24 protein-coding genes are annotated in these 25,151 nt (G+C 68.9%); 14 read left to right on the forward strand and 10 right to left on the reverse strand.

All coding sequences use genetic code 11. The features are described 5' to 3' along the window. Positions 1-193: 193 nt before the first annotated feature. The 3 genes from DVW87_RS08430 to DVW87_RS08440 are packed head-to-tail and all read right to left on the reverse strand — an operon-like array spanning position 194 to position 1,689. A complete protein-coding gene (locus tag DVW87_RS08430; protein WP_114687358.1) occupies positions 194-667 on the reverse strand; it encodes a hypothetical protein in 474 nt (157 codons plus the stop codon). Between the two features lie 13 nt (positions 668-680). Beyond that, a complete protein-coding gene (locus DVW87_RS08435; protein WP_239017827.1) occupies positions 681-1,433 on the reverse strand; it encodes a prepilin peptidase in 753 nt (250 codons plus the stop codon). Between the two features lie 4 nt (positions 1,434-1,437). Next, entirely contained in the window at positions 1,438-1,689 is a 252-nt protein-coding gene (locus tag DVW87_RS08440; protein WP_220149807.1) for a hypothetical protein, read from the reverse strand. A 107-nt stretch (positions 1,690-1,796) separates the two neighbouring features. Here DVW87_RS08440 and DVW87_RS08445 point away from each other — a divergent pair, with 107 nt between their 5' ends. Further along, entirely contained in the window at positions 1,797-2,990 is a 1,194-nt protein-coding gene (locus DVW87_RS08445; protein ID WP_114687360.1) for an acetyl-CoA C-acyltransferase, read from the forward strand. A 4-nt stretch (positions 2,991-2,994) separates the two neighbouring features. Here DVW87_RS08445 and DVW87_RS18290 read toward each other — a convergent pair whose 3' ends face one another. Both DVW87_RS18290 and DVW87_RS18295 read right to left on the reverse strand, forming a co-directional pair. Beyond that, complete coding sequence (locus tag DVW87_RS18290; RefSeq protein ID WP_239017828.1) at positions 2,995-3,453, reverse strand: GNAT family N-acetyltransferase; 459 nt, start codon at positions 3,451-3,453, stop codon at positions 2,995-2,997. Next, positions 3,450-3,944, reverse strand: coding sequence for an SH3 domain-containing protein (locus DVW87_RS18295; RefSeq protein WP_114687362.1), 495 nt, complete (start codon positions 3,942-3,944; stop codon positions 3,450-3,452). The genes DVW87_RS18290 and DVW87_RS18295 overlap by 4 nt, the downstream gene beginning before the upstream one ends. Before the next feature lie 102 nt (positions 3,945-4,046). Between DVW87_RS18295 and DVW87_RS08460 the strand changes: the two genes are divergently transcribed. The 4 genes from DVW87_RS08460 (at position 4,047) to DVW87_RS08475 (ending at position 8,300) form a co-directional block, all read left to right on the forward strand. Then, positions 4,047-5,045: a 2-hydroxyacid dehydrogenase gene (locus DVW87_RS08460; protein WP_114687363.1), complete on the forward strand. Its 999-nt coding sequence runs from the start codon at positions 4,047-4,049 to the stop codon at positions 5,043-5,045. Positions 5,046-5,158: 113 nt separating this feature from the next. Continuing rightward, complete coding sequence (locus DVW87_RS08465; protein WP_181814775.1) at positions 5,159-5,350, forward strand: hypothetical protein; 192 nt, start codon at positions 5,159-5,161, stop codon at positions 5,348-5,350. 539 nt (positions 5,351-5,889) lie between these two features. Then, positions 5,890-7,083 carry a polysaccharide pyruvyl transferase family protein gene (locus DVW87_RS08470; protein ID WP_181814776.1) on the forward strand — a complete coding sequence of 398 codons (1,194 nt, stop codon included), beginning with the start codon at positions 5,890-5,892 and terminating at the stop codon, positions 7,081-7,083. Further along, a complete protein-coding gene (locus tag DVW87_RS08475; RefSeq protein WP_114687365.1) occupies positions 7,080-8,300 on the forward strand; it encodes a glycosyltransferase family 4 protein in 1,221 nt (406 codons plus the stop codon). The genes DVW87_RS08470 and DVW87_RS08475 overlap by 4 nt, the downstream gene beginning before the upstream one ends. On the opposite strand, the gene DVW87_RS08480 is transcribed toward DVW87_RS08475, so the two are convergent. Together DVW87_RS08480 and DVW87_RS08485 are read right to left on the reverse strand one after the other, a co-directional pair. Then, positions 8,297-8,764: a hypothetical protein gene (locus DVW87_RS08480; protein WP_147276238.1), complete on the reverse strand. Its 468-nt coding sequence runs from the start codon at positions 8,762-8,764 to the stop codon at positions 8,297-8,299. The genes DVW87_RS08475 and DVW87_RS08480 overlap by 4 nt on opposite strands. A 55-nt stretch (positions 8,765-8,819) precedes the next feature. Next, a complete protein-coding gene (locus DVW87_RS08485) occupies positions 8,820-9,371 on the reverse strand; it encodes a polysaccharide biosynthesis/export family protein (protein ID WP_114687367.1) in 552 nt (183 codons plus the stop codon). A gap of 151 nt (positions 9,372-9,522) precedes the next feature. Here DVW87_RS08485 and DVW87_RS08490 point away from each other — a divergent pair, with 151 nt between their 5' ends. Beyond that, positions 9,523-9,789: a spike base protein, RCAP_Rcc01079 family gene (locus tag DVW87_RS08490; RefSeq protein WP_114687368.1), complete on the forward strand. Its 267-nt coding sequence runs from the start codon at positions 9,523-9,525 to the stop codon at positions 9,787-9,789. 41 nt (positions 9,790-9,830) lie between these two features. Beyond that, the gene (locus tag DVW87_RS08495; RefSeq protein ID WP_114687369.1) at positions 9,831-12,365 is read left to right on the forward strand and encodes an arabinofuranosidase catalytic domain-containing protein; all 2,535 of its coding nucleotides are present in this window, start codon (positions 9,831-9,833) and stop codon (positions 12,363-12,365) included. A gap of 43 nt (positions 12,366-12,408) precedes the next feature. Here the strand turns inward: DVW87_RS08495 and DVW87_RS08500 are convergent, their stop codons facing one another. Continuing rightward, complete coding sequence (locus DVW87_RS08500) at positions 12,409-13,389, reverse strand: polysaccharide pyruvyl transferase family protein (RefSeq protein ID WP_181814777.1); 981 nt, start codon at positions 13,387-13,389, stop codon at positions 12,409-12,411. A 231-nt stretch (positions 13,390-13,620) separates the two neighbouring features. Here DVW87_RS08500 and DVW87_RS08505 point away from each other — a divergent pair, with 231 nt between their 5' ends. Next, entirely contained in the window at positions 13,621-14,076 is a 456-nt protein-coding gene (locus DVW87_RS08505) for an acyltransferase (protein WP_239017889.1), read from the forward strand. On the opposite strand, the gene DVW87_RS08510 is transcribed toward DVW87_RS08505, so the two are convergent. Together DVW87_RS08510 and DVW87_RS08515 are read right to left on the reverse strand one after the other, a co-directional pair. Continuing rightward, on the reverse strand, positions 14,018-14,431 hold the full coding sequence (locus tag DVW87_RS08510) for a hypothetical protein (protein ID WP_114687372.1): 414 nt from the start codon (positions 14,429-14,431) through the stop codon (positions 14,018-14,020). The genes DVW87_RS08505 and DVW87_RS08510 overlap by 59 nt on opposite strands. A 51-nt stretch (positions 14,432-14,482) precedes the next feature. Continuing rightward, on the reverse strand, positions 14,483-15,139 hold the full coding sequence (locus tag DVW87_RS08515) for an acyltransferase family protein (RefSeq protein WP_114687373.1): 657 nt from the start codon (positions 15,137-15,139) through the stop codon (positions 14,483-14,485). A gap of 181 nt (positions 15,140-15,320) precedes the next feature. On the opposite strand from DVW87_RS08515, the gene DVW87_RS08520 reads away from it, so the two are divergent. From DVW87_RS08520 to DVW87_RS08545, 6 genes are all read left to right on the forward strand, one after another. Then, entirely contained in the window at positions 15,321-16,601 is a 1,281-nt protein-coding gene (locus tag DVW87_RS08520) for an outer membrane beta-barrel protein (RefSeq protein ID WP_181814779.1), read from the forward strand. Between the two features lie 109 nt (positions 16,602-16,710). Next, on the forward strand, positions 16,711-18,876 hold the full coding sequence (locus tag DVW87_RS08525; protein WP_181814780.1) for a GumC family protein: 2,166 nt from the start codon (positions 16,711-16,713) through the stop codon (positions 18,874-18,876). Between the two features lie 94 nt (positions 18,877-18,970). Further along, complete coding sequence (locus DVW87_RS08530; RefSeq protein WP_239017890.1) at positions 18,971-20,017, forward strand: glycosyltransferase; 1,047 nt, start codon at positions 18,971-18,973, stop codon at positions 20,015-20,017. Then, positions 20,014-21,705 carry a glycosyl hydrolase gene (locus tag DVW87_RS08535; protein ID WP_114687377.1) on the forward strand — a complete coding sequence of 564 codons (1,692 nt, stop codon included), beginning with the start codon at positions 20,014-20,016 and terminating at the stop codon, positions 21,703-21,705. The genes DVW87_RS08530 and DVW87_RS08535 overlap by 4 nt, the downstream gene beginning before the upstream one ends. Positions 21,706-21,708: 3 nt before the next feature. Next, positions 21,709-23,202: a hypothetical protein gene (locus DVW87_RS08540; protein ID WP_114687378.1), complete on the forward strand. Its 1,494-nt coding sequence runs from the start codon at positions 21,709-21,711 to the stop codon at positions 23,200-23,202. Between the two features lie 201 nt (positions 23,203-23,403). Further along, positions 23,404-25,149 carry a type I secretion system permease/ATPase gene (locus DVW87_RS08545; protein WP_114687379.1) on the forward strand — a complete coding sequence of 582 codons (1,746 nt, stop codon included), beginning with the start codon at positions 23,404-23,406 and terminating at the stop codon, positions 25,147-25,149. Positions 25,150-25,151 lie beyond the last annotated feature (2 nt).

Consider the following 25,151-nt stretch of genomic DNA (forward strand, 5'->3'; position numbering starts at 1 on the left):
CGACGCGGCGGAATTTTGCTTCGCGGCCGCCGCATGCCGGCAAGTTGCACTTTATGCAACCAGCTCAACCCTCTTCGCACTTGCAGCATGCCGCGCTGCAGCGCAAAAGGAGCGGGCCTTTCAGGCATCCTCTCCTAAAACTTATCCGGCCGCCCTTCGGGGCGGCCTTTTTTTGCTCCGGCTCCGCTGAGGGTCAGGCGCAGCCGATCAGACCGCCCAGCGGCACCACCACGCTGTCCGCGCCGGGCTGATCCAGGCGCAGCGTGCCCTGCGGCACCAGCGCGCCGCGCGTCACGTCCCCGCGCGTGGTGATCGACAGGTCGAGAACGGCGGTGATCCCGCCCGCGGCATATTCGTTCGTTTCGGAAAGGCCGAACAGCCCGCCGCCGCGCTGCGCCGTGCGCGGCAGGTCGGTGATCTTCCCGTTCAGCGACAGCCGGAGCTGCGCCGGATCGGCGCCCGCCATGGCGATCAGCACCTTGGTCACGCCCGCGCTCCACAGATAGGCCGCGCACCCGCGCGCGGGCAGCGACTGGCGCGGCAGTGCGCCGATGGGCAGGCCGTCGATCGACGCGGGCAGCGGCGTGGGCGTGGGCGTCGGCTTCGGGCGAGGCTTGTCCTTGGCCGCGACGAGCAGCAGGAGCGGCAGAACGAAGGCGATCCTCATGACCCGCTTCCTATCAGGAGCTTCCCAGCAGGAACAGCCAGGCCGGGTAGGCGGCCACCGCCAGCAGCGCGCCGAACGGAGCACGGTCCGTCAACGCCGCGCGGCGCCCGGTGAGCATGCCGACCAGCACCACGCACAGCCCGGTCAGCGCGGCCAGGAACAGCACCACCGGCAGCAACCGCCAGCCGAGCCAGAGACCGATCGCGCCGAACAGCTTGGGATCCCCGCCGCCCAGTCCCTCGCGCCCCCGCAGGCGGCGATAGCCTTCGCCGATCGCCCACAAGGCGGCGAACCCTCCCGCCCCGCCGATCAGTCGCTCCGCCAGCGGCGGCGCGATGCCGAGCAGCCCGGTGGCCAGCCCGGCAAGCGCCAGCGTGGCGGTCAGCCGGTCCGGCAGCCAGTAATCGGAGATGTCCAGCGCGGCGAGCACCAGCAGCAGCCAACCGAAGATCGCACCGGCCAGCCCCGCCGGCCCGGGCACCGCCAGCCCGGCCAGCCCGCCGACGAGAAGCGCCGCGAACTCGATCTGCGGGTGGGTCCAGTTGATCGGCTCGGCGCAATACCGGCAGCGCCCACCCGCCGCGGCGAAGCTCAGCAGCGGCACGAGGTCCCGCGCGGTGAGGGTGCGGTGGCAGCGATCGCAGGCGGACCGCCCCCCGACCACCGATCGCCCGTGCGGCCAGCGGAGGACGATGGTCGCCAGGAAACTTCCCAGCACCGCGCCCAGCAGCGCGAGGCCCGCCGGCCAGAGCCACCAGTCGTTCAAGATCTCAACCGTCTGCCTTCTTGCGCACGAGGTAGCGGTACACGCCGAACACATCGATGGCGAGCAGCACCACGTTCTGCGTGCCCAGCGCCCAGTCCCTGGTCAGCACCGCGCCGCCGATCCACGCGCAGGCGGAAGCGACGAACAGGACAAAGCCCCAGCCCGTCACCCGTCTTCCGCTGTCGAGCGACACCATGGAGGCGGCGATGATGCCGCTGATCGCGGCGAACCATTTGAGGGCGGTGATGAAGGTCATGCCGCGGCAGGACGAAGCGAGGTGCCTGCCGGTTCCGCCTTCACTCCCCTTTGCCAAGCACGGCCCGGCACCCTAAATCGCGGGCAACGAATTTCAGGAGAGTTCCCATGCCGTTCAGCGCCGCCGATCCCGTCGTGATCCTGTCCTACGCGCGCACGCCGATGGGATCGTTCCAGGGCTGTCTCGCGGGCGCCACCGCGACCGAGCTCGGCGCAACCGCCGTTGGCGCGGCCGTGGAGCGGGCCGGGCTTTCGGGCGAGGCCGTGGAGCGGATCTACATGGGCTGCGTGCTGCCGGCAGGGCTCGGCCAGGCACCGGCGCGTCAGGCGGCGATCGGGGCCGGCCTGCCGACCCATGTCGAGGCGACCACCGTCAACAAGATGTGCGGATCGGGCATGCAGGCCGCGATCATGGGGGCCGACGCGCTCGCCGCCGGCTCGTGCGACCTGCTGGTGGCCGGCGGCATGGAGAGCATGACCAACGCTCCCTACCTCTCGCGCAAGCATCGCGGCGGCGCGCGGATCGGGCACGATACGTTTTACGACCACATGTATCTCGACGGGCTGGAGGACGCCTACGAACCCGGCCGGCTGATGGGCAATTTCGCCGAGGAGACGGCGGAGGAATACCAGTTCACGCGCACGGCGATGGATGAGTATGCCATCGAGTCGCTCCACCGGGCGCAGCGCGCGCAGCAATCCGGCGCGTTCGATCGCGAGATCGTGCCGGTGGAGGTGCGCGGTCGCAAGGGTACCACCGAGATCCGGCTGGACGAGCAGCCCTCGCGTGGTGACGTGGCCAAGATCCCGACGCTCAAGCCCGCCTTTTCGAAGGACGGCACGATCACCGCCGCCAACGCTTCCTCGATCTCGGACGGCGCCGCGGCGCTGGTGATGACGCGCGCCTCCGTGGCCGAGCGTCTGGGCCTCGATCCGATCGCGCGGGTGGTCAGCCACGCTGCGCACGCCCATGCGCCTGCGCGCTTCACCACCGCCCCGGTGTTCGCCATGCAAAAGGCGCTGGAAAAGGCCGGGTGGTCGACGGGCGATGTCGATCTGTTCGAGGTGAACGAGGCCTTTGCGGCGGTGGCGATGATCGCCATGCGCGATCTCGGCCTGCCGCACGACGCGTTGAACGTGCATGGCGGCGCCTGCGCGCTGGGCCATCCGATCGGCGCGTCCGGCGCGCGGGTGCTCGCCACGCTCCTCTCCGCGCTGCAGGGCGCCGGCCAGAAGCGCGGCCTTGCCTCGCTGTGCATCGGCGGCGGCGAGGCGACCGCCATCGCGGTGGAACTGATGTGAGCCGCTACAGGGCCAGCGTGTAGTAACGGCTGAACGCCCGGTCGGTATAGCCGGCGAACGGTTCGGCCGGCGTGAAGCCCGCCGCCTCGTACATCGCGCGCGCCGGCGCGAAGGCCGCATTGCCGCCGGTTTCCAGGCTGAGCCGGCGATACCCGCGCCCGCGCGCCTCGACGATCAGATGATCGAGCATCAAGCGCGCCACGCCCTTGCGCTGATGAACCGGCGCGGTGCGCATCGATTTGATCTCGCCGTGTCGCGGATCGAGCTCCTTCAGCGCGCCCATGCCGAGCAGCTCGCCGCCGTCCCATGCCGTCCACAAGGCGACCGCCGGCTCCCGCAGGCCGGAGGCATCGAGCGCGAACACCTGTTCGGGCGGCGAGTTCTCGCGCGCGGCGGCGACATGCAGCGCGACCAGCGCCACCACGTCGGCGCGGGAAAGATCGTCGCGCTCGATCCGGATCACGAAAACTCTTCGCCCGGCCCCACGCCCCACAGGCGCGTGGCATCGACAAAGCCGCCCCGCCCCTTCACGTCGAACCAGCACCAGCCACGCCCGCACTTGCTGAGCCGCCCTACGACGCCCGCCTCCGCGCGCCAGCTGACCCGGGTGCCCGGCCCAGGGCCTTCCCGCATCTCCAGCGGCTCGCCCGGCGTGACGATGGCGGTGCGCCGCTCCGAGACGAGGCTGCCCAGCATCCAGCCTTGCGTGCCGCTCGGATCCTCTACCTTCAGCCATTGCCCCTTCTCGAAGCCGGCAAGCACCCGCACCGGCAGGTCGGCGCGCTGGTACAGCCACGTCGCCGGATAGGTGCGTCCGGGGCCGCTGCGCATCCGCGCCTTGCCCGCCGCGATCGAGCCGAACCAGGGCGGCTTGCGATCCACCAGTGCCGCCACCGCCGGCACCGCCAATATCGCCGCGGCGCCTGCCGCCAGCATCCCGTGCGTGACGCGCATCGCTCCGTCTTCCCCTTGTTGCCGAAGCGGGTGTCTATCGCGATCCGCGCCCCCGGTTCAACCGAGTTGACGCATCTGCGTCGCTCCGCCAAGCCTTCTCCCATGTCCGACACCAGACGCTGCGCGCATCCCAGGGTGATCGTCACCCGCGACCTGCCCGGTGCGGTGACCGGGCGGATGGAGCAGCTGTTCGACACCCGGCTCAACCGCACCGACGCCGCGCTCTCGCGCGACGAGCTGGCGCAGGCGGTCGCCGACTGCGACGTGCTGGTCCCCACCGTCACCGACACGATCGATGCGGAGCTGATCGCCGGCGCCGGCGAGCGGCTGCGCCTGATCGCCAATTTCGGCGCGGGCGTGAACCATATCGATCTCCGCGCCGCCCGCGCGCGCGGCATCCTCGTCACCAACACGCCCGGCGTGCTGACGGAGGACACGGCGGACATGACCATGGCGCTGATCGTGTCGGTTCCGCGGCGGCTGGCAGAGGGCGAGAAGCTGGTACGGTCGGGCCAGTGGAAGGGATGGAGCCCCGGCGGCATGCTGGGCCATCGTATCGGCGGCAAGAAGCTGGGCATCGTCGGCATGGGCCGGATCGGCCAGGCGGTGGCCGCGCGGGCGCGTGCCTTCGGGCTGTCGATCCACTACCATAATCGCCGACGCCTGCCGGCGGTGCTGGAGGCGCAGCTCGGCGCGACCTGGCACGCCGATTTGGACGAGATGCTGGGCAGCGTGGACGTGCTGACCCTCCACACGCCGCTGAACGACGACAGCCGCGACCTGATCGACGCGCGCCGCATCGCCCTGCTCCGCCCGCACGTCTATGTCATCAATGCCTCGCGCGGCGGCATCCTGGACGAGGGCGCGCTGGTGGAGGCACTCGAGGCCGGCCGGCTGGCGGGCGCCGGGCTCGACGTCTGGCGGTTCGAGCCGGAGATAGACCCAAGGCTGCTGGCGCTGCCGAACGTGGTCATGACGCCGCACATGGGCTCGGCCACGCTGGAGGGACGGATCGCCACCGGCGAGAAGGTGATCGCCAACATCCGCATGTGGGCAGATGGACACCGCCCGCCGGACCAGGTGCTGGAAGGCTGGGCCTGACCGGCCGCGGCGCGCATGCCGGCGGAAACGTTTTGCAACCGGGAACATCGGAACGGCTCCGGCGAAGCGGGCATTATGGTCCCATTCACCACGCCTACCAAGGAGCTTCCACCGTGAAGAAGATCGCCACCGCCGCCCTGCTCGGCCTCACTCTCGCCGCCGTGCCCGCCTGCTCCACCCTGAAGGGCGCGGCGATCGGCGGTGCGGGGGGCGCAGGTGTCTCGGCCGTGACCGGCGGCGATGTGGAAAAGGGTGCAGCAGTCGGCGGCGTCGCCGGCGGCGTGATCGGCACCGTCGCCGACTGACCTCGGTCGGACCGATCAGGACGGGCACCGTGCCTTTCCGGCTCAGCCCGGAAAGGCACGCTGCCAGTTCGCCGACGAGACTCCGGCGTTGTCGCGGAAAAGGAGCAACGCCACACCATCAATCCCGCCAGACCCCGAGATTGGTGACGCCGCTATCCTGCCTCGCCGATTTCTGACGGTGTCGTTGCGGTAGAGTTGCAGTCCTGTCGGGGACATGCGTACGCCCGCTGTCGCGGCGCTGTTCCACCGCGCTCCCACCTACGACGTCGCGAATGGGCCCTCCGATCAGGCGGGGCGTTCTTCTTGACCAAGGTCAAGTTGAAGCTCTGCAAATATATGTCGGAACGCCCAATTTCACCACAATCCTCCTTCAGACGCCGTCTGACAGATTTGAAGTGTGGCGTTCAGGAATGAAACAAGGCTAACAAATCGACACAATCCCGGTCCTTGCGGTAGTTGCCAGCAGAGAAGGCGGCTTTTACCGGAACATGGACGGGGTACGTCACCGCACGCTGTTTTCCCACGAGCCGGAGCGCATAGTGAAGGTTGCTATCTTCAACGTGAAATACAGCCCCAATCTGGGCGACGGCCTGTTGGCCGAATGCCTGGAGCGAACGCTCGTGCGGCATGATCCCGATATTCGCATCGTGGCTGTCGATCTTGCGGGTCGCGGCGGCTACGGCGAGGTCAACCGCTATCGCGGGTTGATGCTGCGCACGTTGCAGCGACTGCCGGGCTTCGCGCGCCAGCTTCTGTCACATACCCTCTTGAACCTGTTGAGCCGCGTGAAGCTGCGCGCGTCCTTTCGGCGGGCAGTAGCGGACAGCGACGTGGTGGTGATCGGCGGCGGCAACCTGTTCGCAGATGCGGACCTGAACTTCCCCATCAAGATCGGCCTCGCCCTGGACGAGGCGGCGCGACGCCGCCTGCCGGTGACGGTATATGCCGTGGGCGTATCCGACGACTGGAGCGCGACCGGCGAGCGCCTCTTTGCAGACGGATTCGGCGCCGCGGAGTTGGTGGCGGCTGACGTGCGCGACGAACGCTCCCAATCGGTGTGGAACAGGCGGCTTGTGCCTTACGGTATCCGCGCCGCCGGCATTGCGCGCGATCCGGGCCTGCTCGCCTCACGCTGTTACCCGGCAGCGCCGGCAGCGGGCGAGCGGCACGTTGCGTTCGGGATCACGGACCCGCTTCTCGTCCGCTACCATGGCGGCGAGCATGGTGGAGACCATATGCTGACCGCATGGTACACCGCGGCGATCGGTGCGCTTGCCGATGCGGGCTGGTCGGTCACGCTCTTCACCAACGGCAGTCCGGAAGACGCGGCCTTCCTGGCGAAGCATGCCCCGCTCTGGACCAGCCGGCCCGATGGCAAGGTCAGGATGGCGCCGCCTTCGCACGAACCTGCCCACCTTGTTCGGCAACTGGCGTCGGCCCAGCTGGTCATTGCTCACCGCATGCATGCCTGTATCGGCGCCTATTCCTTTCGCGTGCCCGCGATCGGGCTGCGCTGGGATCCGAAGCTCGACAGCTTCTTTCAGCTTTCCGGCCGGGACGAGTTCATCATCGACACGACCGCGACCGATGCGCCCGCGCTTCTGACGCTCGCCGAACGCGCGCGGAACGAGGGCGTGGCGGCCGATCGCCACCGCGAGCTGCTGGATGCCGCCAGCGACAGTGTGGCGGCACTCGCCGTGACCTTGAGGAAGGCCGCAGGATCCCGGCGTTGATCGACCGCGTCGTCATCCTGAACGACATCGCCCAGCCAAAGGGCGGTGCCACGGCGCTGGCGCTGTTGTCCGCCTATCAACTGCGCGCGCGCGGGCTGGCGGTGACCATGCTGGTGGGCGACGCCGGCGATAATCCGGCCCTGACGCAAGCCGGGGTGGAGGTGGTGGCGCTGGGCCAGGAGCGGCTGGGACAGGCCGGCGTGGCCGGGCTGGCGGCCGGGCTCTACAACCGCGCAGCGGGCGCGATGGTACAGCGGTGGATCGACGCAAACGACACCCCTGGCACCGTGTACCACCTGCATGGCTGGGCGCAGATCCTGTCGCCGGCGGTGTTCCGCGCGCTGAAGCGGGTGGAGGAGCGCGTGGTGCTGCATGCCCATGACTTCTTCCTGGCGTGCCCGAACGGCAGCTATGCTTTCCTGAGAACGGGCCAGGTGTGCCCGCTTACCCCCATGTCCCCGGCCTGCGTGTCGGCGAATTGCGACCGGCGAAACTACGGCCACAAATTGTGGCGCGTCGCGCGGCAGGGCGTGCAGCGCCGCTTCTATGACCGGCATGGCTCTCCGCCGGTGCTGGCGATCCATGAGGGCATGCGTCCCTTTCTGATGCGGGCGGGCATTCCGTCGGCGAGCATCCATGCGGTGCCCAACCCGGTGACGCCGTGGAGCGACACCCGGATCGAGGCGGAGAGCAACCGGCAGGTGCTCTTCGTCGGGCGGCTGGAGGAGACCAAGGGACCGGACCTGGCGGCGGCGGCGGCGCGGGCGGCGGGCGCCACGATCACCTTCGTGGGCGACGGCGTGCTGCGCGAGCGGTTGCAGGCCGAGTATCCGGAGATGCACTTTCTCGGTCGCCGCACGCCCGAGCAGATCCGCGAGATCGCGCGCACCGCACGGTTGCTGGTGATGCCGAGCCGCTATCCCGAACCCTTTGGCCTGGTGGCGACCGAGGCGTTGTGGAGCGGACTGCCGGTGGTGACGACGGATACCGCGCTGCTCGCCGAGGATATCGTGACGGCAGGTGCCGGGCTGGCCGTGGAACCGCGCGACACGGCGCGGTTCGCCGCGGCATTGCGCGCGATCCTGGACGATGACGATCGATGCCGCGCGATGAGCGAGGCGGCCTTTGCCGGGACCCGGTCGCTGGCCCTGTCGCCCGAGGGCTGGACCGACCGCCTGATCGACACCTACCGCGGGCGCCTGGCCGGCGACGTCTAGGACTTTGCGGCCGGTCCGGTCAGCAGGAGCGGAGCGGGCGACAGAACCTCCTCTTCGGCAGCCTCTTGCGGGGGATCGCCGCGCCGGCGTGTGCGGCCAAGCGGGAGAAACGGCGCGCGTGACATGCGTGCCCGCATCCGGCTGACCTTCATCGGCAGGATCGCCAGGCCGATCGCCGCCAGCGCCCACAGCCAGCGCAGGGCCGCCACGGTGGACGGCTCTTCCGACAGGAACACCAGCAGCGTCGCCCAGATGGCCATGGCGGCGCTGAGATCGCTGCTGCGAAAGCGGGGAAATGCCAGGTGCAGCACCACCGTCGCCCCGTACAACACCATTGTGGCCAGCACCGGCGCCACCGGCCAGGCCGCCGCCAGCAGCAGCAGGCTGGCGATGCAAGGGACCAACCCGACACGGGCGGCCTGCATCACGTGAAACGGCGCAAGATAGGGGCGCAAGCGAGCCATGCGCCCCGCCCTAGCGCCGGCCCCTTCAGATTAGGTTACCGGCGGCTCCGGCGGATCAGAAGTAGCGCTCGCCCACCCGGATCGTATCGCCGGGCGTAACGCGCGCCGTCATCAGATCGCGCGTGACCAGTCGCTCACCCTCCTGGCCGCGGCGCAAGGTCACGCGGTCCTCGTTGCCGCGATAGGTGTAGCCCCCGGCGGCGGCGATCGCCTGTTCGATGGAGCGGCCGTTCACGAACGGATATTCGCCCGGGCGTGCGACCTCGCCGAAGATGTAATAAGGGCGGTAGTTCAGCACCTCCACGGCCACCCGCGGATCGTTGATATAGCCGTTGCCGAGACGGGCGATCAGCGCCTGGGCAAGCTGCTCGGGCGTTTGCCCTTTCGTCGGGACGGAGCCGACCAGCGGAAACGAGACGTTGCCGTCCGGACCGACGCTATACTCGCCGGTCAGCGCCTGCTCGCCATAGACGGTGATGCGCAGCTTGTCGCCGGAATCCAGCGTATAGCCCGTCTGGGCGGCCTGGGTGGCCGACAGCGCCGGTGGCAGCGGCCCGCCACACGCAGCAAGCGACACCAGCATCAGAAGCGCAGCACAGCGTTTCATCGATCACCCCCTTTGATCCGGCTCCAGCGCTAGCAGTGGACGGCCTTCATTCCAAGCAGCATCGCGGAAAAAGAACAAACCGTGAATTTAATGCTGTCCTACAGCCGCGCATCGCGCATAGGAGACTGGCTCTCATCAACGGGAGTGCCCCATGATCGACAGTTTTTCCGCCTTCGCCGATTCGGCCAACAGCCCGTCTCGCGCACCGTTCGCCATCGTGCCGAGCGACTCGGTTTCCCTGCCGGCCTGCCCCAAAGCGATCTATGTCGGGACCGGCGGTGCACTGGTGCTGCGCGGCGTGGACGGCGAGGCCGACGTGCGCTTCGCCAATGTGCCTTCGGGCGCGGTGATCGACGTGCGGGCCATCTTCGTTCGTGCGACGGGCACCACCGCCGGCGACCTGGTGGGGCTCGCCTGATGCGCCCGTTCGGTTTCGGCAGCGGGCGCCGCGAACGCCCCATGACCTTGTATGGACGGGGTTCCGCGCTGGCGGCACCCCTGCCCGGCCTGCCGGTCGGAGCATTCGGCCTGCGCCGCATGGTGCCGGGCCATGCCGGCCCGGCCGTCCGCCTGCGCAACGGCAGCAGCGGGGCGGAGCAGGACGTGGCGTTCGCCGCTGACGGCTCGCTGGACAGCTCGGCCCTGTCTGCGGCCGTCACCTGGTACGTGACGACGCTCTACGACCAGACCGGCGCGGGGCGGCACCTGACGCAGCCGACGCCGGCCGCCCAGCCGGTGCTGTCGCTGGCCGGCGGGCGGCCCGAGATCCAGATCACGGGGGCGAACCAGGCGCTGCTGGTGCCCGCCTCGATTGCGTTCGACCGGGCCGATCACGGCGTGTTCCTCGTCGGCCGGCAGCCCAAGTCCCGATTCGCGACGCAGTGGCTGGCGATGGGCGCCGCGCCCGACCTGCGCTATCTCGATTTCTCGTCCGCCTTCACCATGCAGGCCTTTGGTGCGGGCACGGTCAACACCGCGCCGAGCTATGCCAGCCTTGCGGGATCGGCGCGGTCGGTGATGTCGATGCTGTCGCGCGGCAGCGGGCTGACGACCATGCGCGACGAGGACGCGGCGACCAGCGCCACCTCGCTCGGCGCGCTGGCGCTGGCGGCGGGCGGGCAGATCGGCGGCGGCTATGCCGACGGCAACCTCACGCTGGAGGCGGTCGCCTTTTACGCCGGCGCGCCGGATGCGGCGACGGCGGGGGCGGTCCGCGCGGCGTTGCGCGCGATCTTCGCCACGCGTAGCGCCACCACCGCCAGCGTCTATTTCCTGGGCGACAGCATCACCAACGGCGTGGGCGGGCTGCCCGGGTGCCCGATCGGGCGGCTGGTGGCGGATGCGGCGGGAGACCCCGGGCTGCTGTGCTACAATGCCGGCACCAACGGCGCGCAGGTGGCGGCGAGCACGAGGCCGAGCTGGCCGGTGCCGAGCGCTGCGAAGCGCGTGCTGCACCTGTGGCTGGGCACCAACAACGTCATCAACGGCGCGCTGGCGAGCGATACGATCGCGCTGCTGGAGGCGGCGGCGGACTGGGCGCGGGCGAATGGCGGTTTCACGCACGTGGTGTGCGGCACCGCCCTGCCGCGCTCCCAGAACTTCACCGAGGCGATGGAGGCGGAACGCCTGGCCCTGAACGCGGCGATCCGCGCGTCAGCCAAGTTCGACGCGGTGGCCGACTATGCCGCGGACCCGGTGTTCGGCGTGGCGGGCAGCTCCGTGAGCGACCCGGCGCGCGCCTCCAACATCGCCGCCTTGTACCGCGACGGCACGCATCCGGGCACTGCTGCGGCCGGGCACGCCTTCATGGCGCCGATCGCGCTGGCGGCGATCGAGGCGGCGCTCGGCAAGGCGGGCAGCGGCGGGGGCAGCACGGGCACGCCGGCGCCGACCTGGAGCGTGTCGCCGGCGATCAGCGGCACGGCGCAGGTCGGCCAGATGCTGACCGGCAGCGACGGCACGATCGCGGGTGGCGCGGTTTCCGGCCGGCAATGGACGCGCGATGCCTCGATCATCCCCGGTGCGAGCGGGCAGACGTACCAGCCGGTCGCCGAGGATGTCGGCCATGCGCTCGCGTTTAGCGTCACCGCGAGCGGCGCAGGCGGGAGCGCCACGGCGACCAGCACGCCGACGGCGGCGGTGATCGCCGCGGCCACACCGACACCGACGCCGACACCGACACCGACGCCCACCCCGACGCCGGGCGGACTGCTGCTCGACACGCTGGCCGCGGTCACGGCCGCGGCCTGGTCCACCCGCAAGCTGCGCAGCGGCTATGCCGGGCCGGCGCTGAAGGTGCGGCGCGCGTCCGATGGCGCGACGGTGGACATCGGCTTTGCCGGCGGCGGCGACCTCGACACCGCGGCGCTGGCAGCGTTCCTGGGCGGCGCGCAGGGGTTCGTGGACACGCTCTACGACCAGTCGGGCGCGGGCAACCACCTGAGCCAAGCGGCAACCGCCAGCCAGCCGCAGGTCACCACCGGTGCCGGCGCGATCATCCCGATCAACGGGCATGCCGCGCTCTACTTCAACAACGCGCCCTTCCTCGCCGGCACGCTCTCGGCAGCGGTGGCGACGCGGACGATCGCGGCGGCCTTGTCGCACCGCAACAACTCTGCCGGCACCATCCTGGGCGCGAGCGCCAATGGCGGGCGCGAGGTGCGCTTCAGCGCCACGCATGCGTTGCAGATGCTGGCGCAGGGCGCGTCCGCGAGCGCGGCCGTCACCTCGACCAGCGCGGCGACCGTGCTGGTGCCCGCGACGCTGCTGATCGCCGACAGCCCGGCCGGCTATGCCTACCGGATCAACGGCGCGGATGCCGGCAGCGGCACCACGACCGCGGCGTATGGCGCGAGCACCGTGCAGCTCGGCAGAGGCGGGAGCGTGCTCAACGGCTATGTCGGCGAAGTGCTGCTGTTCGACGGCGCGCTGCTGTCCGATGCGGATCGCGACACGGTGCAGGCGAGCCAGAAGGCGTGGTGGGGAACGGCGTGAAAGGGCGGCTCCCCCCGTCGAGCGAGCGGCGGCGGGCCAGCGGTTACGATGTCACGTTCGCTTGCGCCCGGGCGTGGAGGTCGGACAGGAGGGCGCGTCGCGCGGCGTAATCTACCGCCAGGGCACCCGCGACGATCCCCGGCACCTCCGCGGCCGTTGCGTTGTCCATCAGGGGAAGGTCGAACGTCGCCGCGACGGCGCGCAGCTTCGGATTGCCGTCGTCGATGATGATGACGGGCGCGCCGTTGAGCAGCGAGAATATGACGGAGTGCAGCCGGTTGGTGATGACCAGCGCTGCGGATCGGTATGCCTGCTCTAGGGTGGACAGATCGTAGCCGGCGAGGATCGACGCTTGCACTTCCGGTAGCCGCGCGGCGATCGCGCGAGCGGCGGCGAGGTCCATCTCGGGCTGCGGATCATGGCAGGCCAGGACCAAGCGTGCGTCCGGGACGGTGGACAGGGCAGCGCGCGTCAGATCATCCACCAGCTCGGGCGGAAGAAAGCGGTTCTCCCCGGCGTCGACGCAGGGCGCGACGATCACGGCGTCGCGGTGCTCCCCGGCCTGCGGCCCGGCGCGGGAAGGATCGAAGGAAAGGAACACCATGTCGGCGGTTTCCAGCACCTTGCCCTTCGCGACCAGGCGCGCGGCGTGATCGGCGGATCTCCGATCACGAACCCGGACCTGGTCCGCCCGTCGCAGGATACGGCTCCAGAAGAAGCGCGCCGGACGGGTCGACACCCGGCTGACCCCCAGGCCCCGCGTCAGGACGCGGCCGCCGCCAGCGCGCGCCGAGATCGCGGCAAGGAGCAGGCCGGCGAGCGATCGCGGCGACTGGTTGTCGCGCACGAGCTGGCCGCCGCCGATGACCAGATCGGCGCCCCAGCAGCGGCGGGCGAAGCCGATCAGGTCACGCCCGTCGACCAGCGTGCCGCCGGCCTCCCGCACCTGCCGCTCGACCTCCGGCGGCAGGGCGCGCCACCGGCGAACCAGCGCCGGGGCGTCGACTTTCAGGTTCTGAAGCACCAGCTTGAGATCGCCGAGATTGTGGAGATCTCCGCCGATCAGTACGGTTCGCCGCTGCTTCATAACTAACCCCTTGCCGCAAGACAGGGCGTTGTTGGAAAGGTATACGTCTCCAAGTTCGGTCAGGGATTATGCGTGATGAAACGAAACATCGGCAATTTCTTTTGGGGCGCCACCATGCACTTAGCTATGTCGCCGTTTATGCCCACTGCCTTTCTAAGGCGATCACTGATGAAAATCATTGGTGTCAATATCCCGGAAAGTTCGTATGTCGTAGCAGGCACAATCATCGGTAGCAACCTTGTTCGGATCGGGGAACGAGTTGGTATTAACAGCTATTGTTTTCTTGATGGCGCAGCGGACCTAATCCTTGAAGATAATGTCCGCTTAGGAAGTCAGGTGACCATCATAACAGGAACTCACGATATTGAAGCAAACGTGCTGCGGCGGGACCTCTCGAAAGGAACAATCGCTAAACCAGTGCGAATAAAACGGGGAACTTGGATTGCCGCTCGGGTCACCATCCTGCCGGGAGTGATAATCGGCGAAGGCTGCGTTGTCGGAGCGGGTTCCGTTGTCACACGCAATCTGGCGCCTAATGGATTATACGCTGGATGTCCTGCTAGACTTATTCGCCCCCTTCCGCTCGACGAGTCTGATCGAACGCGAGCGTCAATCCTTTCTTGACCAGCCGGTGCAGCGGCGGCTCCAGCCAGATCGCCACAACCGCGGCCGCGGCGATCGAAGCGGCGATGCCCAGCGCGATGCCGGCCGGAACCGGGCCCCCGCCTCGCGCCACCGCCGTTGCGATCGGCAGGCCGACATGGATGTGGATGAGATACAGCGGATAGGTGATCAGCCCCATCCACCGCAGCATTCGGCCGATGCTGGGCGAGATCCACCGCACGATGGGGCGTCTGAAGAGAACGGACAGCAGGATCAGGATGGTGGCGATCGCGAAGCAGCTCCATGCGACCGGCCAGAGCCGATCAATGCCATGCGGCAGTCGCTCGCTGCCGGCGGCTGCCTGTACCTGCAGCAACGACGTTGCGGCCGTGATCGCGATCAGGGCGAGCGTGGACGGCCAGCGACGCTAGTGACACCAGCTGATCGCCATGCCCAGCGCGAAATAGCAGCCGTGCTGGAGCGGCACGAGCTGCGTGAGACGGCCGTGCGTGTCCACGAAGCCGCCAAATGCGACAGCCAGCCAATAGCCCGCGCTACACAGCGCGAGTGCCCAGGCGAGCGGAACCAGCCGCGAAGGATGGCCAACCGCAACCACGCACATCAGCGCGTAGAAGACGATTTCGATCGGCAGCGTCCAGATCTGGCCGGCGATCCAGGGTCCGAACGGGGCAAAGAGAACTCCCTTCAACCAGAGATAGGCCGTCCGGCCGACCGGCGCGTCATTGACGCCGATCTGCACGGCCGCGGCCAGCGTCGCGCAGATCAGCATGGCCGGCCATAAACGCGCGATCCGCGACTGGATGAAGCTCTTCCGCGTGGCGCCTTCCAGCGAATAGGCGATCACCAGGCCGGAGATCACGAAGAAGATCTGGACGCCGATCCAGCCGAACCATGTCTGCTGCCACCAGGCCGGCAGCGGAACGGGCCCGACACCCGCGCCGACGAGTTCGTCGTAATGGCTGAACCCGAGATGATAGAGCACCACCAGCAGCGCGGCGATGAAGCGCACGAAATCAAGTCCGTAGATCGGATCACGCGGTGGTTTCCGCGCAGCGCTTGTCATGGTCGCATGCCCCCGCTCGGGACAGACGGTCCCGTTGACGATTCGTGTGGTCGCAGGCGCGATACGGAGCAGACCATTAAGGCTCTTACAATCGACCTGCCGCGCGGATATGCACGATCGGCGGCTTCCGTGCCATTTGGGGGTAGTGATTTTGATACGCTTGGCTCGGGCTACGGGGCTGGTGAGCGCTGCGGTTGTCGCGCTGGCGACGCAAACCGCGCAGGCGCAGACGGTGCCGGCGGGCCCGACACGCCCCGGTAGCGCGACGCTGCCGCCCGAAGTCAGTCGCGACGTCCTGCCCGGCGTGCTGGAGCGCAGCCGGCCGGCATACGATGCCGTCGGACTGCGCGTTGGCGGCTTTCGCCTGACGCCGAGAGTGGACGTGTCAGGCTTCTACAACAGCAACATCTATGCGCTGGACAACAACAAGATCGATGATGCGGGCGTGCGCATCGCACCCGATCTGCGGCTGGCCTCGACCTGGGGCCGCCACGCTCTTTCGGTGGACGTCAGCGGCGCCATCAATCGCTTTGCCACCCGCACCATCGAGAACAACGAAAGCGTCAGCGGGGTGGTGAGCGGCCGGCTGGACATCGACCGCGACACGCAGCTGGTGACCGCCGTCACGCTTGCCCGGCGCATCCAGGCGCGCGGCACGCAGGACGAGGTGCTGATCGGCCTGACCGACCCGGTTGCCTATCGCGAACTCAGCAGCACGATCACGGGCCAGCGCCGCTTCGGCAACGTGACGGTGGCGATTGGCGGCACCGCCGGCGACTTCAACTACGAGGACACGCGGCTCAACGGCGTTCCCGTCCGGCTCGGCGACAACAACTCGAGCGCGTACAGCGCCAACGGTCGCATCCTCTACCAGCTTGGACCCGCCATGGGCCTGTTCGCACAAGGCACCTATTCGAAAGCCAACTACGTTCCCTCCGACCGCTTTCCCGATCGCGGCTCGCACGGCTTTTCCGCGGTGGGCGGCGTCGCCTTCGGACTGACGCGGCTGCTGACGGGCGAGATCGGCGTCGGCTATCTCAAGCAGGACTTCAACGCCGCGGTCTATCGCGACATCGGTGCGTTCAACTATGTCTTCAAGCTGGACTGGTTCCTGTCGCCGCTGATCGACATCCATGCCAATGTCGATCGCACGTTCCAGCGCAGCCCCCTGCTCGGCTCGGCAGGCATCCGGCTCGACACGGCCGACGTGGCGGTCAATTACGAGCTGCTTCGCAACCTCGTGCTGGAGAGCAGCCTGTATTACGTCGTGAACAGCTACACCGGCCTGTCGCGGCGCGAGCGCCGTTTCGGCGGGGCGGCGACCGCCCGCTACCTGGCCAATCGCAACCTGTCGCTGTTCGCCACGCTGGACGCCGCGCGCCAGCGGCGGGCAGGTGCTTCGGTGCTGGGCCGAGACTATGATCGCGCCGTGATTTCGGCCGGGGCCCGGGTGCAGCTGTGATGCCAGCCGCGCTTCTTCCTGCACAGTCAATCCGAGGGAAACACCGGTGAATAAAGCGGTTGTGATGTATGGGAGCGCGGAACACGGCGCCCTTGGCTTGCCCGTGGAGATGCCCGGAACCGACGTTGCGGACGACCGGATCGGCTTTCGATCGATCTGGTCGATCTTCCGCCGGCGGCTCGGAACCTTCCTGACGGTGTTGCTCGCCGTGCTGGCGCTGGGGCTGTTCATCACGTTGCGCACGGAGCCGGGCTATACCGCCTCGGCCAGCGTCGCCCTGAAAGGCACACCCGAGCAGATCGCGCCCAGCGCACCGGGCGACCGCATGCCCGTATCAACCTTGCCCAGCGATGCGTATGTGGACACGCAGGTGGCGGTGATCACCTCCGACGAGATGGCGCGGCGCGTTGCGGCCGCCCTGGGGACGGCCGATCTGCCCAAGCTGGCGGTGGATCAACCGCGGCGGGGGTTCCTTTCCCGCCTGCTCGGCACGGCACCCGCCGCGCAGCCGCGGCAACGCACGGCGGCGGAACGGATGAACGCCGCGGTGGAGTACCTCAAGCGCATGATCACCGTGCGCCGTTCGGGCAGCACCTGGGCGCTCCAGATCCAGGTGGATTCGGGTGACCCGAAGGAGGCGGCACAGGTCGCGAACGCTTATGCCAACGCTTATGCCAATTACGACCTGTCGGATCAGCAAGCACAAGGCCGCCGCGCCAACGAACTGGTGGCGCAGCGCATGGAACAGCTGCGCGCGCAGGCCCTGGCGGACACCGAAGCGGTGCAGCGCTATCGCATCGCCCACAACCTGCTGAGCACCACCGGCGCCACGCTGACGGAACAGGAGATTTCCAGCTACAACCAGGAAGTGGCCCAAGCGCGCGCGCAGGCGGCCGAGGACCAGGCGCGGCTGGCGACCGCCCGCGGGCAGTTGCGCTCCGGCTCGCAAGGCGACGATGTCGGCGAGGCGCTGGGATCGGGCGTGGTCTCCTCCTTGCGCTCGCAACAGTCCGCCGCCGCCGCCAAGGTCGCCGACCTCTCGGCGCATTACGGTCCGCGCTACCCCGACCTGGTGCGCGCCCGCAGCGAGCTTGCCTCCATCAACGCGCAGATCAAGGCGGAAATCGACCGCGTGATCTCCAACCTGGCGGCCAAGGCCCAGGTTTCCCGCGAGCGGCTGGGCTCGCTCAGCGGCACCTTGTCGGGCGCGCGCGCCGGGCTTGCGGCCAACAATGGCGCCATGGTCGGGCTGAAGGACCTCGAACAGCGCGCCGACACCTCGCAGGCGCTCTATCAAAGCTATCTCAACCGGTACAAGGACCTGAGCGCGCGCGAAGGAACGGAACAGGCCACCGCCGCCGTTCTCACCGCGGCGCAGGTGCCCAGCCGGCCGACCTCGCCCAATCGCCTGCTCAACATGGCCCTCGCGCTGGCGCTCGGCTGCGGCCTCGGCCTGGCTGCCGCGTTTGGCCGCGAGCTGGCCTTTTCGGGCGTCACCACGGGCGACGACGTCACGCGGCGGCTGGGCGTCCGCTACCTCGGCCTGATCCCGACCCTGTCGTCCGTATCGAAGTCGGGCGACAAGCCGACAACGACCATCGTGTCCGAGCCGCGCTCCGCCTTTGCGGAGTCGTTCCGCTCCTTGCGGGCATCGATCCGCTTCGCCGCCGGCCCCGAGGCAAAGGTGGTGGCGATCAGCTCCGCGCTGCCCAACGAAGGCAAGACGGCGACCGCGATCTGCCTGGCCCGGTCCATGGCCCTGTCCGGCGATCGCACGGTGCTGGTGGATTGCGACCTCCGGCAGAAAGGCGTGAGCCGGTTCGTGCGCGGCAGCCAGGAGCGGCCCGGCCTGGTGGAGGTGCTGCGCAACGCGAACACGCTGGACGAGGCGTTGATCCTGGACCAGCAGACCGGCCTCTACATCCTGCCCGTGGCCTATGCGCTGCAGGAAGCCGAGCTCCTGACCGGAGCGGAAATGGACGAACTGCTCGTCAAGCTGCGCAACCGTTTCGACTGGGTGGTGCTGGACACTGCGCCGGTGCTGCCGGTGGCCGATGCCCGCCTGATGCTGGACAAGTCGGACGCCACCGTGTTCGCGGTCCGCTGGCGCCAGACGCCCGACCATGCCGTGCGCGCCGCCTTCCGCCAGCTGCCGCGCGGCCGCGACAGTGTGTCGGGCGTGCTGCTCACCCGGGTGGACCTGAAGAAGCTGACTCGGTTCGGCTTTGGCGACGAGTCCTTCTATTATGACCGCTACAAGAGCTATTATGCCTGAGAACAACGTGTCGGCTGAACCTGCTGCAACCATTCCGGGCCGCCCGGCCGGCTGGCCACGGCGGGTTGCCATCGTGCATTACTGGCTGGTCACCATGCGCGGCGGCGAGCGCGTGGTGGAGCAGCTGCTGCGGATGTTCCCGCATGCGGACATCTACACCCACGTCTATGACGAAGGCGCGATGTCGGAGATGATCCGCGCCCGCACGGTGCGGACGACCTTCATCAACCGGCTGCCGGGCGCGCGCAAACACTACCAGAAGTACCTGCCGCTGATGCCGATGGCGCTGGAGGAGCTCGACCTGTCGGGCTACGACCTGGTGATCTCCAGCGAGTCCGGACCGGCCAAGGGCGTCATCGTCGCGCCGGATGCCGTGCACCTGAGCTACGTGCACTCGCCGATGCGCTATCTGTGGGACCATTACCACCAGTACAAGAGCGCCGCGGGACGGGTCGCGCGGCTGATGATGCCGTGGATGTTCCACCGCCTGCGCGAATGGGACGTGACCTCGGCGCAGCGGGTGGACCGGCTGGTGGCCAACTCGAACTTCGTCCAGGGCCGCATCCGCAAGTCCTGGGGACGGGAATCGGTTGTCGTGCATCCGCCGGTGGAGGTGGACCTGTTCACGCCCGCCGCGCCGGCCGACGTGACCGACCGCTATCTGTGGGTGGGGCAGATGACCCCCTACAAGCGCGCCGACATCGCGCTGGATGCGTTCAACCGGCTGGGCCTGCCGTTGCTGATGGTCGGGGACGGCGAGATGGGCGCGGAGCTGCGCCGGCGCGCGGGACCGACGGTGGAGATCGTGGACCGGCTGAACTTCGACCAGCTGCGCCGCGCTTATGCCACCTGCCGAGCGCTGATCTTCACCGCGGAGGAGGATTTCGGCATCGTGCCGGTGGAAGCGATGGCGGCCGGGCGGCCGGTGATCGCCTATGGCCGCGGCGGCGCATTGGACAGCGTGGTGCCGGGCGTCACCGGCTTGTTCTTCGAGGAGCAGACCGCCGCCTCGCTGGCGGAAACGGTGCAGCAGGCGGAGACGTGGCTTGCCGGCTTCAACCCGGCCGATGCCGTGCGCCGCGCGCGCGACTTCGCGCCGGACCGTTTCGACGCCGGTATCCTAGCGGCTCTGGCGCGGTGAAACCGACGCGTGCCCTGCTGCTTCCGCTGGCGCTGGCCGCCGGCTGCGGCGTGAAGGGCGATGCGGCCCCGCCGACGCAGGCGGACGCCGCCCCGATGGTGCTGGGGGTGCAGACGCATTTCAGCCAGCAATGGTCACCGCGCCTGAGCGACCTGGTTGCAGAGGTGGGCGCGGTGTCGGTGCGGGACGGCGCAGCCTGGTCGGCGGGCGAACCGAGCCGGGGCACGTATGGCGCCAACATGGCCGGGGGCGCGTCGCTGATGGCGCTATGCCGCCAGGGAACGTCGCTTCTGCTCACGATCGTGCCGCGCAATCCGGCATATGACGGCGGGCAGACGGTGCACAGCGCCGAGGGGATCGCCGCCTATGCGGCCTATGTCGGGAGGGTGGCGGACCGTTATGGCCGCTGCCTTGCCGGGATCGAGGTCGGCAACGAGATCAACACGGCGAGCAACCTGCCCTACCCGCCTGGCGTGGACCGGGCCGCCGCTTACGTGTCGCTGGTTCGCGCGACAAAGGCGGAGCTTGCCCGCCGCCACTCGGCGGCCGCGGTGCTGGGCGGGTCGACCAACGTGATTGGGACGGGGTTTCTGGCCCGGCTGTTCGCGGCCGGGTTGCTGGAGGCGGCGGATGCGGTGGCGGTCCACCCTTATCGGTCGCAGGCCGAGAATGTCGACGTGGAGATCGCGCACCTGCAATCGGTGATGCGTCGGCATGGCCGGGTGCTGCCGATCTGGGCGACCGAGTTCAGCGACAATTACCAGACGCCGGCGCTGGCGGCCGGGGAGCTGGTCAAGGCGACGACGCTGCTGAGCGCATCGGGTGTCGCGCGCGCATACTGGTATGCGCTGGTCGATCAGCGCTGGTTCCGCAACATGGGGCTGTTTGCCGCGAGCGGCGGCACCAAGCCGGCGGCGCAGGCCTTTCGCCAGATCGCGCCGCTGATCGCAAAGGCGCGCGCCGTGCGCGTGGACCTGGGCGATGCGGGCATCCAGGCGTTCCGCCTGGGGACCGGCACCTATGTGCTGTGGGGCGCCGGCGGCAGCGTGGCGATCAACCCGGCCGCCGTTGTGCGCGATGCTCGCGGCCTGCCGGTGAAGGCGGGCGGCACCGTCCGCGTGGACGAGATGCCGCTGGTCGTGTCGGGAACGGGCGCGCTGCGCCTTGCCGCGCCCAGCGGCGTGATCGCCGACAGCCTGTTCGGCTATGCCCGCGCGCCGTGGTCCTATCTGGCGCAGACGCGGGACGGAACGGCCCACCCGCTGTCGCTCGCCGACTGGGACTGGACCAGCAGCTTCTTCAGCCGTGCCTATCAGCCCTTGCGCCTGGCGGATACCAATGCGGCGGTTGCCGGCACCGCCGCCAGCGCGACGCGCGCGGTGCTGCGCTACACCGCGCCGGCGAGCCAGCGGATCAGCATCGCCGGCTGCTTTCACAAGGCGAGCAAGGGCGACGGGGTCGACCTGGTGCTGACCGCCGCCGGCCGGCCCGCCTGGCGGCAGGTGCTGACCGGCGAGGCCGCGATCGCCGGGGTGGATGTCGATCTCGCCGCCGGGCAGACGGTGGAGCTGAGCGCCGGGCCGAACCGGACCGCCGGCGGCGACGCCTTCAACTACCGGCTGCGGCTGTTTGCCCGCGGCGCCGCGCGCCCGGTGCCCTGCCCGCAACGTCCCTATCCGGCGAGCTGAACCATGATCCCAACCTTTATCGGCGTGGCGCAGATCCTCATCGGCGCGCTGCTGCTGTTTGGCAGCGTGCCGGCGATGCTTGCCTTTGTGATGCTGTCGGGACTGATGGGCGGATCGGCGGCGCTGCAATTGCCGGCGCTGGGCGGATCGTCGATCCCGCCGATCGACGTGGCGCTCGGCTTTCTGGTGCTTCGCCTGCTGCGCGAGGCGGGGCAGCAAGGCGCGCTGTTCCGCCGCGCGGCGGTGGACCTTGCGCCGCTGATCGTCTTCGTTCTCTACGGGTTGCTGATGGCTTATATAGGCCCGCGCCTGTTTGCCCACGGCCTGGAGGTGACGCCGCTGCGGCCGAATTTCGGCCACTTCACCAATCAGATGGCCTTTATCTACGCCACGGCGCCGCTGCGTCCCTCACCGCAGAACGTCACCACGTCCGTCTATCTGATCGGCACGCTCCTGCTCGCCTTTGCGTCGCATGTCGCGCTCGGCATGCCGCGCGGACGAGACACCCTGGTCAGGACCGCCGCGCTGATCGGCCTGACCCACTCCTTTCTGGGCGTGTTCGGGCTTCTCGCCGCCGGAACGCCCGCGGCGGTGGTGCTCGACGTGTTCCGCAACGGCTCCTACGCACAGCTGACCCACGAATTTCAGGGCTTTTCGCGGATCTCGGGCATCCTTCCGGAAGCGTCGAGCTACGGCATCTATGGTTTTGTCTGGCTGGTCTTTCTTGCGGAATGCGCCCTGCGCGGCGTGCGCCCGCGCCTGACCGGGGCCGCCGCCCTCGTATTGGTGGCGGTGCTGGCGGCCTCCACCTCGTCCACCGCCTATTTCGGACTGGGCTTGTATGGCGCCATGCTGGTCCTGCGCGTGATGCTGATCCCGCGCGGCTTCGGCGTTACGGCGGTGATCGCCCTTGCGTGCGTCCTGCTGGGTGGAGCGATCATCGTCCTTGGCGTGTGCGCCGCCGAGCCAAAGCTGGCGAGTTCCCTGGGCGAGGTGCTCACCCACTTCACGGTCGACAAGGGAGACTCGCTGTCGGGGCTGCAGCGGGCCTTCTGGGCCAGGCAGGGATGGCATGCGTTTCTGGCATCTCACGGGCTCGGGATCGGCCCGGGCAGCTATCGCTCGTCCAGCATCGCAACCTCGATCCTGGGGTCGGTCGGTGTGATCGGCGCCGTGGCCTTCCTGTGGCTTCTCCTGTCCGTCTGGAAACCGTGGGGACGATCGACATGGACCGGCCGGGCCCCCGATCCGGCGGCAACCGGCGCCGCAGCGGGCTGGGCGTGCCTGATGCTGTTCTGCGTGCAGTCGATCGCGCTGCCTTCCCCCGATCCAGGTCCGGAATTCGCCTTGCTGGCGGGAGCCGCCCTGTCGCTGCGGCGGTTGCGGTTGCTGGCGCCGGCGCGGCTGTCCGCGGCGCGGTTCAGCATGGAGCCCCGCCTGCTGCAGCCGTTGCTGGCGCCCGGCGCCGCGATGCGGGGCAAGCGGCAGCGCGCCTAGCAACTCGAGCATGTCGGCGTCGGGCGACCCATGACGGAACATCCGGTGGTCACCATCGCATCACAAAGAACTCTGGCGCAAACCGGCCATCATGGTATGGCAACGCCTGGGCGCTGTGCCGCGGCTTCGGGGGTAGCTTGAGCGGCGCAGCGGCGGGGTAGGATCGGAACATCAATGTTGGGCTTCACGGGTAGGTCGCGCATGTCGCGCCTCGGCTGGGCAATCGCTCGCTATCGGACTGCGTTCATCACGGTGGCCATCCTGAGTGCGGTGCTCAATGTGCTGCTGCTCGGCGGCTCGCTGTACATGATGATGGTCTATGACTCGGTGCTGCCGAGCCACAGCCTGCCGACGCTGTTCAGCCTGCTGGCGATGATCGTCGTGGTGTACCTGTTCCAGGGCCTGTTCGACGGCACGCGGTCGCGCATCCTTGCCGATGTCGGCGGTGCGCTGGACCGGGAGCTTGCGCCCGAGGTGCAGCGCGTCATCACCGATTTCGCGCGCAGCGGCGCCCAGCAGACCGGCGACGGGCTGATCCCGATGCGCGACCTCGATCAGATCCGCGCCTTTCTGGCCGGGGGTGGTCCGGCGGCGCTGATCGACCTGCCGTGGATCATTTTCTTCCTCGGCATCCTGTTTCTGCTTCACTACTGGCTGGGCGTCACCGCGCTGATCGGCGCGATCATCCTCATCCTGCTGACCGTCATCACCGATCGGCGCACCCGCGATCCGATCGCGCAGCTGTCGCAGATCGGCGCGGTGCGCAACGGCATGGCGGAGTCGAACGTCCGCCATTCGGAGATGCTGACCGCGCTGGGCATGCGCAACCGGATGCGCGATCGCTGGCTGGAGGTGAACGGCGTGTACCTCGCCGCCAACGACCGGATGAGCCGCACGGTGGGCGCGCTGGGCGGCATCAGCAAGATCTTCCGCATGCTGCTCCAGTCGGTGATCCTGACCGTGGGCGCGTTGCTGGTGATCGATGGCAAGGCGAGCGGCGGCGTGATCTTCGCCTCCTCCATCCTGTCGGGCCGCGCGCTGGCGCCGGTGGACGCGGCCATCGCCAACTGGCGCGGCTTCGCCCAGGCGCGGCTGGGGTGGAAGCGGCTGAACGAGATGCTCCTCAAGCTGCCGGACACGGACGCGGTTTCCACCCTGCTGCCGCGGCCGCGCCAGCAGCTGGCGGTGCAGCAGCTCGTTGTTGCTCCTCCGGGCACGCAGCGCGTCACGGTGCAGAATGCCGACTTCGTGCTGAACGCGGGCGAGGCGCTCGGCATCGTCGGGCCGTCCGCCGCCGGCAAGACGTCCCTCGGCCGCGCGGTGATCGGCATCTGGAAGCCGGTGCGCGGTGCGGTGCGGCTGGACGGCGCGACGCTGGACCAATGGCATCCCGATACGCTGGGCGGGTTCATCGGTTATCTTCCGCAAACGGTTGAGCTGCTGGACGGCACCGTTGCCGAGAACATCGCCCGCTTCGACCCGGCGCCGGATTCGGACGCGGTTATCGCCGCCGCCGACGCCGCGGGCGTGCACGAGATGCTCGTCAACCTGCCGCAGGGATATGACACGCCGGTCGGCGCCGATGGCTCGCAACTGTCGGCGGGTCAGCGTCAGCGCATCGGACTGGCGCGCGCGTTGTACAAGGACCCGTTCCTTGTCCTGCTGGACGAGCCGAACTCGAACCTTGATGCCGCGGGCGAGGCGGCGCTGGAGCGCGCGGTTGTCATGATCCGCCAGCGCGGCGGCATCGCGATCCTGATCGCGCATCGCCCGTCGGCGCTCGCCAAGGTAAGCCATGTCTGCTTCCTGCGCGATGGGCGCATCGAAGCGTTCGGGCCGCGGGACGAGGTGCTGGAGAAGATCACCGCCAAGCCGGTCCCCCTGCATCGCCCGCCGGCCGCGGTTGGCAGCACTGCCGGCGGCCCGCCCGCCGCCAAGGAAGCGTAAAA

The organism is Sphingomonas aracearum (assembly GCF_003345355.1).
Lineage (GTDB): Bacteria > Pseudomonadota > Alphaproteobacteria > Sphingomonadales > Sphingomonadaceae > Sphingomonas > Sphingomonas aracearum.

Coding starts and splice junctions, on each gene's coding strand:
- DVW87_RS08515 (WP_114687373.1), bottom strand. CDS start 15,139: ATGACAAGCGCTGCGCGGAAACCACCGCGTGATCCGATCTACGGACTT.
- DVW87_RS08525 (WP_181814780.1), top strand. CDS start 16,711: ATGCCCGGAACCGACGTTGCGGACGACCGGATCGGCTTTCGATCGATC.
- DVW87_RS18295 (WP_114687362.1), bottom strand. CDS start 3,944: ATGCGCGTCACGCACGGGATGCTGGCGGCAGGCGCCGCGGCGATATTG.
- DVW87_RS08490 (WP_114687368.1), top strand. CDS start 9,523: ATGATCGACAGTTTTTCCGCCTTCGCCGATTCGGCCAACAGCCCGTCT.
- DVW87_RS08495 (WP_114687369.1), top strand. CDS start 9,831: ATGACCTTGTATGGACGGGGTTCCGCGCTGGCGGCACCCCTGCCCGGC.
- DVW87_RS08445 (WP_114687360.1), top strand. CDS start 1,797: ATGCCGTTCAGCGCCGCCGATCCCGTCGTGATCCTGTCCTACGCGCGC.
- DVW87_RS08460 (WP_114687363.1), top strand. CDS start 4,047: ATGTCCGACACCAGACGCTGCGCGCATCCCAGGGTGATCGTCACCCGC.
- DVW87_RS08440 (WP_220149807.1), bottom strand. CDS start 1,689: ATGACCTTCATCACCGCCCTCAAATGGTTCGCCGCGATCAGCGGCATC.
- DVW87_RS08480 (WP_147276238.1), bottom strand. CDS start 8,764: ATGGCTCGCTTGCGCCCCTATCTTGCGCCGTTTCACGTGATGCAGGCC.
- DVW87_RS08530 (WP_239017890.1), top strand. CDS start 18,971: ATGCGCGGCGGCGAGCGCGTGGTGGAGCAGCTGCTGCGGATGTTCCCG.
- DVW87_RS08505 (WP_239017889.1), top strand. CDS start 13,621: ATGAAAATCATTGGTGTCAATATCCCGGAAAGTTCGTATGTCGTAGCA.
- DVW87_RS08540 (WP_114687378.1), top strand. CDS start 21,709: ATGATCCCAACCTTTATCGGCGTGGCGCAGATCCTCATCGGCGCGCTG.
- DVW87_RS08545 (WP_114687379.1), top strand. CDS start 23,404: ATGTCGCGCCTCGGCTGGGCAATCGCTCGCTATCGGACTGCGTTCATC.
- DVW87_RS08430 (WP_114687358.1), bottom strand. CDS start 667: ATGAGGATCGCCTTCGTTCTGCCGCTCCTGCTGCTCGTCGCGGCCAAG.
- DVW87_RS08485 (WP_114687367.1), bottom strand. CDS start 9,371: ATGAAACGCTGTGCTGCGCTTCTGATGCTGGTGTCGCTTGCTGCGTGT.